Here is a 12718-nt window from a genome sequence, read left to right as displayed (position 1 = left end):
GAAGAGCAACATGACCACGAACACCCAACCCGCCCCGGCCTCGGCCTACGACCTCAGCCCCAACGAGCAAGTCGAACAGACGGCGACGTTCGCCCTGCTCGTCGACAACGAGCCGGGTGTGCTGCATCGCGTCGTCGGCCTGTTCGCCGCGCGCGGCTACAATATCGAAAGCCTCACGGTCGCCGAGACCGACCGCAAGGCCCACACCAGCCGCATCACCGTGGTGACCCGCGGCACCCGCCAGGTGCTGGACCAGATCGAGGCCCAGTTGAACAAGGTCGTGAACGTCCGCCGCGTCCACGACGTGACCCGCGACCCGAACGGCGTCGAGCGCGAGCTGGCCCTGGTGAAGGTGCGCGGCTCGGGCGTCGACCGCGTCGAGGCCCTGCGCATCGCCGAGATCTTCCGCGCCAAGCCGGTCGACACGACGCTGGAGAGCTTCGTGTTCGAGATTTCGGGCGCGCCGTCCAAGATCGACAAGTTCCTGGACCTGATGCGCCCCCTGGGCCTGGTGGAACTTTCCCGCACCGGCGTCCTTTCCATCGAACGGGGCGTCGAGGGCATGTAGCGGAGATGGGCGGATGAGCGGCCTGACCGGAGTGATCGCGGGGCTGGCCCTCGCGGCCCAGCAGGCCCCGCCGCCGCCCGATCCCGCCGCCTGGTGGTCTCCCAAGGTCCAGCGTCCCTCGTCCGAGGTCGAGCCGCTCTACGGCCGTCGCCTCGGAAAGGCTGAGCGGCCGATCCCGATCGATCACGGCGTCGAGCCCCTGCTCTACCGGCTCTGGGGCCTGCAGCCGCTGCAGAGCCAAGTCCTGCGCAAGGGCGAACTGATCCTCGAAGTCTGGGCGAGACCCGCGGGCGATGTCCGTCAGGCCGTCACCCGCCTCACGCTGCGCGACGACGGACGCGCCTTCGTCCAGGCGCGCGCCGGCCTAGGTTGCTGCGCGCCGGAGATCGCCCGCCGCGTCGACATCAACGCCGAACTCGACCGGGCGTCCGCCGAGACGTTGAGATCCGTCGCCGCCGATCCCGTCTGGAGCCAGCCCCGCTCGGTCATCGTCGATTATGGCGGCGGAGCGGTTTCGGCGTTGTGCGTCGATGGCGTCTCCTGGGACGTCACCCTGCTCATCCCTGGCCAGGCTCGCCAACTGCGGCGCGCTTGCGATGACGCCGAGGTCGGTTCGATCGCGAGGATTCTCACGACGGCCTTGGGCCCAACGATCGGGCGGGACCCGCGCTTCGACGCGATCTTCCCAAGAGGCGCGGACTTCTCGCGGCAAGCCGGCGCCTACGCGGCGCTGATCCAGTCCGGCGGTCGTCTGATCCCAGGCCAGACCAGCCCGCCTCCGGCCGCTACGCTCCCGCCGCCGCCATCTCCGGCTGCTCCCGAAGCCGCGCCACGTCCCTGAGGGGCGGCGCGCCGAACAGGCGGGCGTATTCGCGGCTGAACTGCGAGGGGCTGTCGTAGCCGACGGTGTGACCCGCCGTCGCCGCGTCCAGCCGCTGGACCAGGATCAGGCGGCGGGCTTCCTGAAGGCGGATCTGCTTCTGGTACTGCAGCGGCGACAGCGAGGTGACCGCCTTGAAATGCTGGTGCAGCGCCGAAGGGCTCATCCGCGCCTCCTCGGCGACGACGTCGATGCTGAACGGCTGGTCGAAATTGCGCTTGATCCAACCAATCGCGCGGTTGATCTGGCGCAAGCGGCTGTCGCGGCGAGCGATCTGGGCCAGACGCGGCCCGTGCGGGCCGGTCAACAGGCGATAGAGAATCTCGCGTTCGATCAACGGCGCCATCACCGCCACATCCTCGGGCGTGTCCAGCAGCGAGACCATCCGGTGAACGGCGTCGAACAGCTGGGGCGTCATGGCGCCAGCCGACATCCCGCCCACCAGCGGCGCGACCGCGTCGAGGCGCGCGGCCAGGCCGGTCTCCATGATCATCTCGCTGATCAGCTTGGCGTCCAGCACGATCCGGAAGCTGAGATACGGCTTGTCCGGCGAGGCCTCGACGACCTGGCCAGTGACCGGCACGTCGATCGAGGACAGGAAGAAGTTGCGTTCGTCATACTCGTGGATGGCGTCGCCCACGGTCACGCGCTTGCGCCCCTGCGCCAGAACGCAAAAGGACGGATCGTGAAGGCCGTGATTGGGCTCGCTGGGCTGGGACAGGCGATACAGGTTGACCCTGGGGCAGCAGGTGTCGACCGGCCCTTCCTCCGGCGTGAATCGTTCAATCAGGGCGGCGAGCGCCTCGCGCGTACTCATGGCTTTTCCTTGTGCGGACGAGGCCATTTGTAAGCCTTGCACGATCCTCCGTCACGCGACGGCGTTCGGTTCCGGAGGATCGTGCAATCATGCCGGAGCATCGATCTACCGACTGGACGTCCCGGCGCCCCATAGTGGCCTCGTTCCGCTCCCCGACGCGGCCAACTCCAAAAACCTGAGCTCTGCGATGAGACGCTACACGCCCCGACGCGGCGGCGTGACGGCTCCGCGCTGGTTCGTCGCCGCTCTCCTGGGCGGGACGGCCGCGCTGACCGCCGCCACCGCCGTGCTTCCGAAACCCGCGCCGACGCCGCCCCAGAACGAAACCTTCCAGATTGGGAGCCTCGCCCGATGATGATGTCCGCCATCGTTCCCCACATCCCCGTCGCCGGCGTTTGGACCTCGCCCGACGGCCACATCTCGCTTGAACTGCGCGCCGACGGCCGCTTCATCGAGACTCGCGACGACTTCGCCGACGTGTTCACGGGGGTCTATGTCCTGGTCGGCGAAACGCTGAAGCTGTTCGAGGACCGCGGCGCGGTCGTCAGCGGCACCTTGTCCAATGGCCGCCTTAGCCTGGGGACAGTCCAGCGCCCGGCCTTCCATACCGAGGGCGAACACCCTATATTGTGATTGTCCGGCTTCGGCCGAACTATGGGGATAAACGCGCACGTAATAAGCGGACTGGACCCGGGTGCGATTCCCGGCGGCTCCACCAAATCTCTCCCAAGTTATCATGGGACTGCATGGGGCCGATCAGCATCGACAGACGTGTAAAGGTGACTGCTTTCTCTCGGCTTGGCCCACCGTTTCGGGCCTTTATCTAAATGCGAACGATAACTTCGCTGAAGAGTTCGCCGTCGCCGCGTAATGCGGCGCCGTTGAATTCGCCTCTTAAGTCCTAGGGGTTCAGATCCCTAGGCGGGGCCCGGAGGGAGCCTGCCAACAGAATCCCTCCACTCTCATATGCATTGCCGAGGCTCCCTCCTCTCTTTTCGAGAGCGTCGCAAACGGTTGCGCCGCGCCCCGCGCGTGACGACCGCGACCTTGGCGCGCGGACCACATCGGAGAGCTTTGCGATAGGCGTTCGACACGCTAGGCTCGCGGCTTCGTTTTCAGTCCGAAGTATCGACCTCAGCGCATGTCCCAGACCGAACAGCCCGAAGACCTCATGCAATACGAGGCCATGGCCCAGGACGCCCTGCGCGGCGTGGTCAGGGCCGCCCTGAAGAAGGCGGCCGAGCCGGGCGGCCTGCCTGAGCCCCACCACCTCTACATCACCTTCAAGACCAAGGCCGCCGGCGTCTCGGGCCCGCAGGACCTGCTGGGCAAGTATCCGGACGAGATGACGATCGTCCTGCAGCACCAGTACTGGGACCTCGCCCCGGGCGAGAGCGTCTTCTCGGTGACGCTGAAGTTCGGCGGCCAACCCAAGCGCCTGACGGTGCCCTATGCCGCCGTCACCCGCTTCTATGACCCGTCGGTGCAGTTCGCCCTGCAGTTCGCCCCGCCCGAGATCGTCGAGGATGATCCCGAGCCCCAGGACGAGCCCGAAGCCAAGGGGCCCGCGCCGTCCGGCGACGAGGGTCCGAAGATCGTCTCCCTGGACCAGTTCCGGAAGAAATGAGCGACGTCGTCTCCGACGCTCCGCAGACCCTGAGCGACGAGGCGATCCTCGCGCGCTTCCGCGCATCCAAGAACCAGCCCAGCGGATCCCAGACCCTGGGCTTCGAGCTGCTGGCCGTGCGCCAGGCCGATCGCGAGATCGAGGTTGGCTTCAACGCGCGCGCCGACCTGCTCTGCAATCCGATGGGACAGATCCAGGGCGGCTATGTCTGCGCCATGCTGGACGAGGCGATGTCGGTCGCTGGGATGATTACCTCGGGCATGACCCATGTCGTCCCCACGCTGGAAATGAAGACCAGCTTCCTGCGCCCAGCCATGCCCGGCGCGCTGCGCGGCGTCGGCCGCGTGGTGAAGTGGGGCCGCACCGTGTGCTTCATGGAAGGTGAGCTCTACGACGCCGAAGGCCGCCTGCTGGCCAAGTCGACCGGCACGGCGCTGCCGACGCCCTTCGCCAATTTCAAGAAGAAGTAGCCGAGGGGGACGGGCCATGCGGGCGGCGGCGGCGGTCATCGGACTTCTGGCCCTGCTTCTCGCCCCCTTTTCCGTCGCCTGGGCCGGCCCGTTCTCGAACTGGACCGCGGTCGTCGTCGCGGGCGACTACCACGCCCATTCCGGCGGCCCGACCGAAGCCTTCGACAACGCCCGGCGCGATGTCTCCAAGGCGCTGGTCGAGCTTGGCTTCGACAAGGCCTCCATCCAGCAGTTCTCGGTGCGTCCCAAGCGCTATCCCGCCGACGCGCCAGGGACGGCGGATGCGCGAACGCTCTATGACTCTCTCCGCGCCAGCGCTCAGACCGCCAAGGCCGGCTGCCTGTTCTACATCAGCTCGCACGGCGGGCCGGACGGCGCGATTCTCGGCGAGGAGTTGCTGCGCCCGCATCTGCTGGCCGCCATCCTTGACGACGCCTGCCCTAATCGACCCAGCGTCGTCGTGATCTCCGCCTGTTTTTCAGGCGTGTTCATCCCGCCCCTGCAGAAGAGCGACCGGCTAATCCTGACAGCCGCCCGCGCGGATCGCGCCTCGTTCGGCTGCGGCGAGAGCGACAAGTACCCCTATTTCGACGCCTGCTTCCTGGCCTCCGTCCCCGACGCGCATGACTTCGCCGCCCTAGGCGCGCGCGTTCAGACCTGCGTCGCGCGCCAGGAAAAGGAGACCGGCGCGGAGCCTGCCTCCGAACCCCAGGTGTGGATCGGCCCGGCTCTGCGTCCCCTGCTGCCGCTCTACGCCTTCGAGCGATCTCCCCCCAGAACGCCTTGAGCGGTATCGGGTTTGACCCGCGCGGCAAGCAGGTTACACAAACCCTAGAAGTTACTGCTTCACCCAGGGGACATCGTTGACGTCGCGCGTTTCGCCCGCGGCCGCCCTCGCGGCGGCCTTCATCGCACTATGGTCCGCTCTGGGTTCGGAGGCGCGCGCTCAGGACGCCACGCCGACACCGCCGCCGGCCAGTGACGCGCCCGCAGTCGAGCCGGGCCCCCGCCCCTATTCCAGCCTGCGTCCGCGTCGCGTCCGTCCGGCCCAGCGCCCCGCTGAATCGCCCAAGCCCGCGACCGTTGCTCCGGCCACCCAGGCGCCGAGCCTACCCGCCGCCCAGCCGGTGGCGGTCGGCGTCGCCCCGCTGCCCCGCCCGGAACTCGAAGCCTTCGTCGACGGCGTGGTGCAACGCGCCATGACCCGCGACCACATCGCCGGCGTGACCATCTCGGTGGTCCAGAATGGTCAGGTGGTCCTAAAGAAGGGCTACGGCTTCGCCAATCTGGGCCAGCGCCGCCCCGTCGATCCGGACAAGACCCTGTTCCGTATCGCTTCGATCTCGAAGACGTTCACCTGGATCGCCCTGATGAACGAGATCGAGTCGGGCCACATGCGCCTCGACGGTCCGGTGAACCTCTACCTGCCCGAGCCGCTGCAGCTGAAGGACCAGGGCAAGAAGACTCAGGTTCGCTTGCGCGACCTGATGACCCATACGGGAGGCTTCGAGGACCGCGCGATGGGTCAGCTGTTCGAGCGTGATCCCAACCGGATCCGCCCGCTGGCGGACTATCTGCGCCAGGAACGTCCGCGCCGGGTGCGCGAGCCCGGCCTGCTGCCAAGCTATTCGAACTATGGCGTCGCCCTGGCCGGCGCCGCGGTCGCCAACGTCACCGGCAAGCCCTTCGAGCAGTTGATCAGCGAAGAGATCATCCTGCCGACCGGCATGCGCCATACGACCTTCCGCGAGGCGCGGCCGTGGCGCGACAACCTGCCGGCGCCGATGTCGGAGGACCTGGCCGCCGAGCTGTCCGATGGCTTCTCCTGGACGTCGCTGGGCTGGAAGGTTCAGCCGCGTGAGTTCATCGGCCAGGTGGCGCCCGCGGGTTCGGCCTCAAGCACCGCCGGCGACATGGCCAGGTACATGACCCTGCTGCTGAACGGCGGCGTGATCGACGGCAAGACCGTGTTCTCGCCCAAGACCGCCCAGGCCTTCCGCACGCCGATGTATCGCCCCGCCCCGGAAGCGGCCGGGTGGAACGCCGGCTTCCAGGACATCCCGCTGCCCGGCGGACGGCGCGGTTTCGGCCACGCGGGGGCGACGCTCTTTTTCCACTCGAACATGGTCATCGCGCCGGACCTGGGCCTGGGCGTCTTCATCTCGGTCAACACCGACAGCGGCGTGAACCTGCCCGCCACCCTGCCCGCGACGATCATCGAGCACTTCTACGCCAAGCCGCCCGCCGTGCCGCCCGCCAGCGCTATGACATACGAGCAGGCCAAGCTCTATGAAGGCGACTACCTGACGACCCGCCGCGCCTATGGCGGCCTGGAAGGCTTCATCAACCGCATCATCGGCCGGGCCACGGTGCGAGCGACGGCGGACGGCCGCCTGTCCATCAGCGAAGGCGGTTCGGCCGCGCTGTTCAACGCCGCCGGACGACCGGGCGTCTTCAAGGCAGTGGACGGCCCGCTGATCATCGTGTTCGACGCCAACGGCGATCGTCCGTCGCGCTTCTACGCGGCGCGCGGTTTCGCGACCTATGAGCGGATCGGCCCCATGCGGTCCGCGAGCCTGCTGCTGGCGACGGTCGCCCTGGCCGGACTCGCCAGCCTGGCGACCGTGCTGGGGACCATCGTCCGCAACCGTCGCGAGGCCCGCCAGACGCCGGTCCAGGCCCGCGCCAGCCAGATGCAGACCGCCCAGGCCGTGCTGTGGCTGATCTCGGCCGTGTGCATGGGCGTCTTCGCGATCCGCTCTTCGGACCAGACGGCGGCCTTCTTCGGCTGGCCCAGCGGCTGGCTGCTCAGCGCCTCGGCCTGCGCCCTGGTCGCGGCGCTGATGTCGGTGCTGACCCTCGGAGCCCTGCCGATGGTGTGGCGCGGCGGCCGCCGGGTCGACAGCTGGACCGCCGGGCGCAAGGTTGCCTTCACCTTCACCGCCCTGCTGTTCGTGTTCCTGAGCGTGCTGCTAGGTCTGTGGGGCTATCTGCTGCCCTGGAGCTGAGGCGCGGCTCTTAGTCCTCCAGGGTGCGCCGCATCAGGTTGGTGCTCAGCTTGCGCACCTGGATGACGATGCGCTCGCGATCGCCCGGCCGCCGCTCGACCAGCAGCCGGGCGACCTGGGCGTCGTCGTGGAAGGCATAGCCCTTGATCGCGTCCAGCAGCGCCTTGGCCAGGTTGTCGAGATCCATCCACGGCGGCTCGCCGACATATTCCATGCCGATCTCGACGCTGAACTCGCCCCAGGCCGGGCGTGAGCCGCGCCAGGACTTGCGGAAGAACTCGTAGATCAACGGCTTGTAGTACTTGCCCTGGGTCGTCAGGCCATCGACGACCAGCGTCAGCTCCCCGCCGGCCTCGCGCGCTCGCACCTTGCCGTGATGCGTCCAATCCGATCCATCGAGAACCTGACTCACGCGTCCATCATCCCGGCCAAGGCCATCACCGTGTTCCAGTTGCGCGTGGTCCCGACGGGCGAACGCTTGGTCTTCTTCCAGTCCCGATCCAACACCGAGTCGGCCATGCTGATCGGAAAGTCGAGATAGAGCTCGCAGGCGCCGACCACAAAGCGTTCCGGCCCGGTGATCGCCGCGCGCAGGATCGCCTCGTCCTGCGCCGGCAGCGGCGTCTTCAGGAAGTTGACGATCACGTGGCTGGGGTGGTCGGCCGCCTCGGCCTTGAACGGATTGCCGTCGATGATCGCCCGGATCTGCGCGGGCGAGCGCACCATGAAGTCGGTCCGCAGCCCCATCCGCGCCTCCAAGGCGTCTTCCAGCGCCCTCTCCAGCGCCACGCCGCCTTCGTGGTCGCCCCATAGAACGAGATTGCCGCTGGCGAGGTAGGTCCTGGCGTCCTTGAAGCCCGTATCCCGCGCGATCCCGAGCAGGTCGTCCTTCAGCACCTTGCGCTTGCCGGTGTTGATCGAGCGGGGCAGCGCCACATAAGGGCTCATGCGGGTCTCCTTCGCGTGGGCGAACATTGCCCTCCCGGCGCTCAAGGTCTAGACCGCGCACGACCGTTTTTCCGGAGATCGCCGCATGACCGCTACGCGCACCGAGACCGACACCTTCGGCCCCATCGAAGTCGCCGCCGACCGCTACTGGGGCGCGCAAGCCCAGCGTAGCCTCGGCAACTTCAAGATCGGCTGGGAGAAGCAACCCCTCCCCGTCGTGCGGGCCCTGGGCATCGTCAAGCGCGCCGCCGCCGAGACCAACACCAAGCTCGGCAAGCTGGATCCGAAGCTGGCCGAGGCCATCATCCAGGCCGCCAACGAAGTGATCGACGGCAAGCTGAACGACCACTTCCCGTTGGTCGTCTGGCAGACCGGCTCGGGCACCCAGTCGAACATGAACGCCAACGAGGTGATCTCGAACCGCGCCATCGAGATCCTGGGCGGCGAGATGGGCAGCAAGAAGCCCGTCCACCCGAATGACCACGTCAATATGAGCCAGTCGTCGAACGATACCTATCCGACGGCCATGCACGTGGCTTGCGCGGAACAGATCGTTCGCGACCTGCTGCCGGCCCTGAAGCACCTGCACACGGCGTTGAAGGCCAAGTCGGACGCCTGGGCGGACATCATCAAGATCGGCCGCACCCATACGCAGGACGCCACCCCGCTGACGCTGGGCCAGGAATTCGGCGGCTACGCCCAGCAGGTCGAAAACGGCATCGAGCGCATCGAGCAGACCCTGCCCAAGCTTATGCAGCTGGCCCAGGGCGGCACCGCCGTCGGCACCGGCTTGAACGCGCCGATCGGCTTCGCCGAGGGCGTGGCCGAGGCCATCGCCGCGATCACCGGCCTGCCCTTCACGACGGCCCCGAACAAGTTCGAGGCCCTGGCCGCCCACGACGCCATGGTGTTCAGCCACGGCGCGATCAACACGGTCGCCGCCAGCCTGTTCAAGATCGCCAACGACATCCGCTTCCTGGGTTCGGGCCCGCGCGCCGGCCTTGGCGAGCTGTCGCTGCCGGAGAACGAGCCCGGCTCGTCGATCATGCCAGGCAAGGTCAACCCGACCCAGTGCGAAGCGCTCACCCAAGTCTGCGTCCAGGTGTTCGGCAACCACGCCGCCCTGACCTTCGCCGGCAGCCAAGGCCACTTCGAGCTGAACGTCTTCAACCCGGTGATGGCCTATAACTTCCTGCAATCGGTCCGCCTGCTGGCCGACGCGGCGATCAGCTTCACCGACAACTGCGTGGTCGGCATCGAGCCGCGCATCGACAACATCAAGAAGGGCGTCGAGAACTCGCTGATGCTGGTCACGGCCCTGAACGGCCGCCTGGGCTATGACATTTGCGCCAAGATCGCCAAGACCGCGCACAAGAACGGCACGACCCTGCGCGAGGAGGCCGTCGGCGGCGGCTATCTGACGAACGAGGAGTTCGACCAGTACGTCCGTCCGGAAAAGATGGTCTCGCCGGGCTGAGGCGCAAGCTACCGAAACGATCGAAGGGGTCGCCGAGAGGCGGCCCCTTTTCTTTTGCGCCTAGCGCCGGACGACCTCGAGGCCGACGGGCGCCAGGGCGATGCGGGCGAACTGCAGGTCCTTGATGGCGAACGGGATGCCGATGATGGTGATCCCTTCGACGACCGCGACCGCGACGTGGCCCAGGGCCAGCCACCAGCCGGCCAGCACGAACCAGATCACGTTCAGGCCGCAGCCCAGAGGCCCGGTGCCCAGGTCCTGGCGGCCGGTCAGGATCTCGCGGCTGACGATCTCCTTGCCGAACGGCCAGAAGGCGAAACCGGCGATCCGCCAGGCGGCGGCCGCATAGGGCAGGCCCACGATGGTGATGGCCAGGATTAGGCCGGCGAGCAGCCAGCCCAGGCCCATGACGAAGCCGCCGAAAAAGAACCAGAGAACGTTCAGAATAAAGCGGATCAAGTTCGCGTCCCCGTCAGGCCAAGCCGGCCCCAGACCGCTTAGGTGGCCCTGTTCCGCGCGCCTGTGAAGATCGCCCGGGCCGGATTACGCCGAATTCACCGCGCGGTCCGAGGGTCTAGGCCGTCCGGCTGACCGCGAAGTCGGCCAGGCTTTCCAGGGACTCGCGCCAGTCATTGGCCGGGAAGATCGCCAGCGCCGCCTTGGCCTTGTCGGCGTACTCGGTCGCCAGGTCCAGGGTCGCGTCCAGCGCGCCGGTGCCGATGATCAGCTCGCGGGCCCGGCGGAAGTCGGCCTCGGTCTGCTCGCGACGGCCGACGGCCCGCTCCCAGAACTCGGCCTCGCGCGGCCCCGAGCGGGCGATGGCCAGCAGCAGCGGCAGGGTCGCCTTGCCTTCGCGGAAGTCGTCGCCGGCGTTCTTGCCCAGCGTCTCGGTCGCGCCGCCGTAGTCGAGGGCGTCGTCGACCAGCTGGAACGCCAGGCCCAGGTTCAGGCCGTAGGCCTTCAGCGCGTCGGTCCTGGCCGCGTCGACCCCGGCCGACACCGCGCCGGCCTCCGAAGCCGCGGCGAACAGCTCGGCGGTCTTGGCCTGGATGATCTCGAGATACAGCGCCTGCGACAGGTTCAGGTCGTGGCTGCGCATCAGCTGCATGACCTCGCCCTCGGCGATGACGCGGCTGGCGCGGGCCAGGATCTCCAGCGCCTTCATCGAGTTGGTCTCGACCATCAGCTCGAAGGCGCGGGCGAAGAGGAAGTCGCCGACCAGCACGCTCTGCGCCCCGCCCCAAATCAAGTGCGCGGCGACCTTGCCGCGACGCAGGGCGCTGCCATCGACGACGTCGTCGTGCAGCAGGGTGGCGGTGTGGATGAACTCGACGGCCGCGGCCAGCTTCAGGCAGTGGTCGTTGTCCGAGCCCGCCAGGCGCGCGGCGGCGACGGTCAGCAGCGGGCGCAGGCGCTTGCCGCCGGCGGCGATCAGGTGCTCGGCCAGAGCCGGGATGATCGGCACGTCGCTCTGCATGCGCTCGGTGATCAGGCGGTTGACGCCGGCCATGTCGGTCTCGGCGAGGCGCACGAGACGATCCACCGAGCCCGACGTCCGGGGGAGGGTCGCTGCGGCTGCGTCCAAAACCATGATCTCCTTGCGGCGTCCCCCTCTTCGCTATCCGGAGGGATCTACCGTTGCGAGGGACAATGGTGGCGGGATAGGTCAGGGTCAAGGCGAGCACAAGGCCCCAAAAGCATTGGACGATCGACAGGTGACGGAGGATCGGGTTCTGGGGGGCCGCGTGCGGCTGCGCCAGAAGGCCGACGGCTACAGGGCCGGCATGGACGCGGCCCTGCTGGCGGCCGCTTGCGACGCCCTGCCCGGCCAGCGCGTGCTGGAGCCTGGCTGCGGCGTCGGCGGCGCCTTGCTGGCCGCGGCGACTCGCCGGCCGGAGGTCCTGTTCCAGGGCGTCGAGCGCGACCCGGCCCACGCCGCCCTGGCCGTGGAGAACGCCAACCTCAACGGGCTGTCGGCGCGAGTCGCCATCCAGACGGGCGATGTCGATTCGGGCTTCCGGGCCCTGGGCCTGCCGGTCTTCGACGCGGTGATGACCAATCCGCCGTTCTTCGATGACGCCGCGACCCTGCGCGCCCCCCACCCCGCCAAGAGCGGCGCGTGGATGGCCGACGGCGGCTTAAAGGCCTGGACGACCTTCTGCCTGAAGGCCGTGCGCGAGGGCGGGACGATCACGATCATCCACCGCGCCGACCGCCTGGCCGACATCCTGGCGCAACTGGCGCCCAAGGCCGGCTCGTTCCGCATCCGCCCGATCGCCCCCTTCGCCGACGCCCCGGCCAAGCGAGTGCTCGTCCGCGCGATCAAGACCGGCAAGGCCCCGCTCGTCTTGCTGCCGCCCCTGGTGCTGCACGACCGCGACGGCGGCAAGCACACAGCGCAGGCCGAGGCGATCCTGCGGGGCGAGGCGGCGCTGGGGTGGTGAGCGCGCCCGCGCACGGCTTCGCCGCCTCACGCGGCTGGCCGCTGAAGGGATGGAAGGGACTGCGGAGCGTCCGGGCGACGCCCGGAGGTTGGAAGTGTGTGTACCGTTTCGACGAAGCCAGACGCTCCGCGTAGCCGTTATCCGGTGAGCCAGCGGGGCGCGGGGTTTTAACCCGCTCCCGACAGTCGGCCCCCGACGGGCGGGCCGGGGCGACGAACCCCGGTCCCGGAACGCCCGGGCGATTTCAGCCCGAACCTGTCGCGCCGCCGAAGTCTTCGCCGCCAGAGCTTCGTCCCGATGTTTCAGGGAACCTGCACCTGGATCCGTCGCGAAGACGCCTTCCCGAAGAAAGACCGGCGAGCGCTTCCCGCTCGACCACCCCCAACAGCCGTCACGATCGCCGGCCGGACGTCCCTTCCGCGCTATCGGGTGAGATCAGTATGGAGGCGGTTTTTACGCGGATGACGCAGCGGCGTCTA

The 12718-nt window shown here is 68.2% G+C and carries 15 protein-coding genes and 1 other RNA gene; 11 read left to right on the top strand and 5 right to left on the bottom strand.

The genetic code is table 11. The features are described 5' to 3' along the window. Window positions 1–10: 10 nt before the first annotated feature. Window positions 11–568, top strand: coding sequence for an acetolactate synthase small subunit (gene ilvN / locus CSW60_RS19080; RefSeq protein ID WP_099538747.1), 558 nt, complete (start codon window positions 11–13; stop codon window positions 566–568). A gap of 13 nt (window positions 569–581) precedes the next feature. Beyond that, window positions 582–1409: a hypothetical protein gene (locus CSW60_RS19075; protein ID WP_099538746.1), complete on the top strand. Its 828-nt coding sequence runs from the start codon at window positions 582–584 to the stop codon at window positions 1407–1409. Here the strand turns inward: CSW60_RS19075 and CSW60_RS19070 are convergent. After that, window positions 1354–2265: an AraC family transcriptional regulator gene (locus CSW60_RS19070; RefSeq protein WP_099538745.1), complete on the bottom strand. Its 912-nt coding sequence runs from the start codon at window positions 2263–2265 to the stop codon at window positions 1354–1356. The genes CSW60_RS19075 and CSW60_RS19070 overlap by 56 nt on opposite strands. A 187-nt stretch (window positions 2266–2452) precedes the next feature. Between CSW60_RS19070 and CSW60_RS23740 the strand changes: the two genes are divergently transcribed. The 7 genes from CSW60_RS23740 to CSW60_RS19040 all read left to right on the top strand — a co-directional run bounded on the left by CSW60_RS23740 (window position 2453) and on the right by CSW60_RS19040 (window position 7370). Then, window positions 2453–2620, top strand: coding sequence for a hypothetical protein (locus CSW60_RS23740; protein WP_201723090.1), 168 nt, complete (start codon window positions 2453–2455; stop codon window positions 2618–2620). Continuing rightward, window positions 2617–2898: an Atu4866 domain-containing protein gene (locus tag CSW60_RS19065; RefSeq protein WP_161495664.1), complete on the top strand. Its 282-nt coding sequence runs from the start codon at window positions 2617–2619 to the stop codon at window positions 2896–2898. The genes CSW60_RS23740 and CSW60_RS19065 overlap by 4 nt, the downstream gene beginning before the upstream one ends. Continuing rightward, window positions 2862–3226: a transfer-messenger RNA gene (gene ssrA, locus CSW60_RS19060) on the top strand. The genes CSW60_RS19065 and ssrA overlap by 37 nt, the downstream gene beginning before the upstream one ends. Window positions 3227–3406: 180 nt before the next feature. Then, the gene (locus CSW60_RS19055) at window positions 3407–3892 is read left to right on the top strand and encodes an SspB family protein (protein ID WP_099538744.1); all 486 of its coding nucleotides are present in this window, start codon (window positions 3407–3409) and stop codon (window positions 3890–3892) included. Continuing rightward, entirely contained in the window at window positions 3889–4362 is a 474-nt protein-coding gene (locus CSW60_RS19050) for a PaaI family thioesterase (RefSeq protein WP_099538743.1), read from the top strand. The genes CSW60_RS19055 and CSW60_RS19050 overlap by 4 nt, the downstream gene beginning before the upstream one ends. 16 nt (window positions 4363–4378) lie before the next feature. Next, window positions 4379–5149: a C13 family peptidase gene (locus tag CSW60_RS19045; RefSeq protein WP_099538742.1), complete on the top strand. Its 771-nt coding sequence runs from the start codon at window positions 4379–4381 to the stop codon at window positions 5147–5149. A gap of 76 nt (window positions 5150–5225) precedes the next feature. Next, the gene (locus tag CSW60_RS19040; RefSeq protein ID WP_099538741.1) at window positions 5226–7370 is read left to right on the top strand and encodes a serine hydrolase; all 2145 of its coding nucleotides are present in this window, start codon (window positions 5226–5228) and stop codon (window positions 7368–7370) included. Between the two features lie 10 nt (window positions 7371–7380). Here the strand turns inward: CSW60_RS19040 and CSW60_RS19035 are convergent, their stop codons facing one another. Next, the gene (locus CSW60_RS19035; protein WP_099539187.1) at window positions 7381–7821 is read right to left on the bottom strand and encodes a RusA family crossover junction endodeoxyribonuclease; all 441 of its coding nucleotides are present in this window, start codon (window positions 7819–7821) and stop codon (window positions 7381–7383) included. Beyond that, the gene (locus tag CSW60_RS19030; protein ID WP_099539186.1) at window positions 7779–8318 is read right to left on the bottom strand and encodes a DUF1697 domain-containing protein; all 540 of its coding nucleotides are present in this window, start codon (window positions 8316–8318) and stop codon (window positions 7779–7781) included. Before CSW60_RS19030 ends, CSW60_RS19035 begins: the two co-directional genes overlap by 43 nt. A gap of 85 nt (window positions 8319–8403) precedes the next feature. Between CSW60_RS19030 and fumC the strand changes: the two genes are divergently transcribed. Continuing rightward, a complete protein-coding gene (fumC, locus tag CSW60_RS19025) occupies window positions 8404–9795 on the top strand; it encodes a class II fumarate hydratase (RefSeq protein ID WP_099538740.1) in 1392 nt (463 codons plus the stop codon). Window positions 9796–9855: 60 nt separating this feature from the next. Here fumC and CSW60_RS19020 read toward each other — a convergent pair whose 3' ends face one another. After that, complete coding sequence (locus tag CSW60_RS19020) at window positions 9856–10254, bottom strand: YccF domain-containing protein (protein ID WP_099538739.1); 399 nt, start codon at window positions 10252–10254, stop codon at window positions 9856–9858. Between the two features lie 115 nt (window positions 10255–10369). Beyond that, window positions 10370–11380: a polyprenyl synthetase family protein gene (locus CSW60_RS19015; protein ID WP_201723109.1), complete on the bottom strand. Its 1011-nt coding sequence runs from the start codon at window positions 11378–11380 to the stop codon at window positions 10370–10372. 115 nt (window positions 11381–11495) lie between these two features. Between CSW60_RS19015 and CSW60_RS19010 the strand changes: the two genes are divergently transcribed. Further along, window positions 11496–12239, top strand: coding sequence for a tRNA1(Val) (adenine(37)-N6)-methyltransferase (locus tag CSW60_RS19010; RefSeq protein ID WP_099538737.1), 744 nt, complete (start codon window positions 11496–11498; stop codon window positions 12237–12239). Window positions 12240–12718 lie beyond the last annotated feature (479 nt).

It is taken from the genome of Caulobacter sp. X (assembly GCF_002742635.1).
Lineage (GTDB): Bacteria > Pseudomonadota > Alphaproteobacteria > Caulobacterales > Caulobacteraceae > Caulobacter.
Note: the sequence above shows the minus strand (reverse complement) of the source record. Positions and strands in the feature narration are given on the sequence as shown.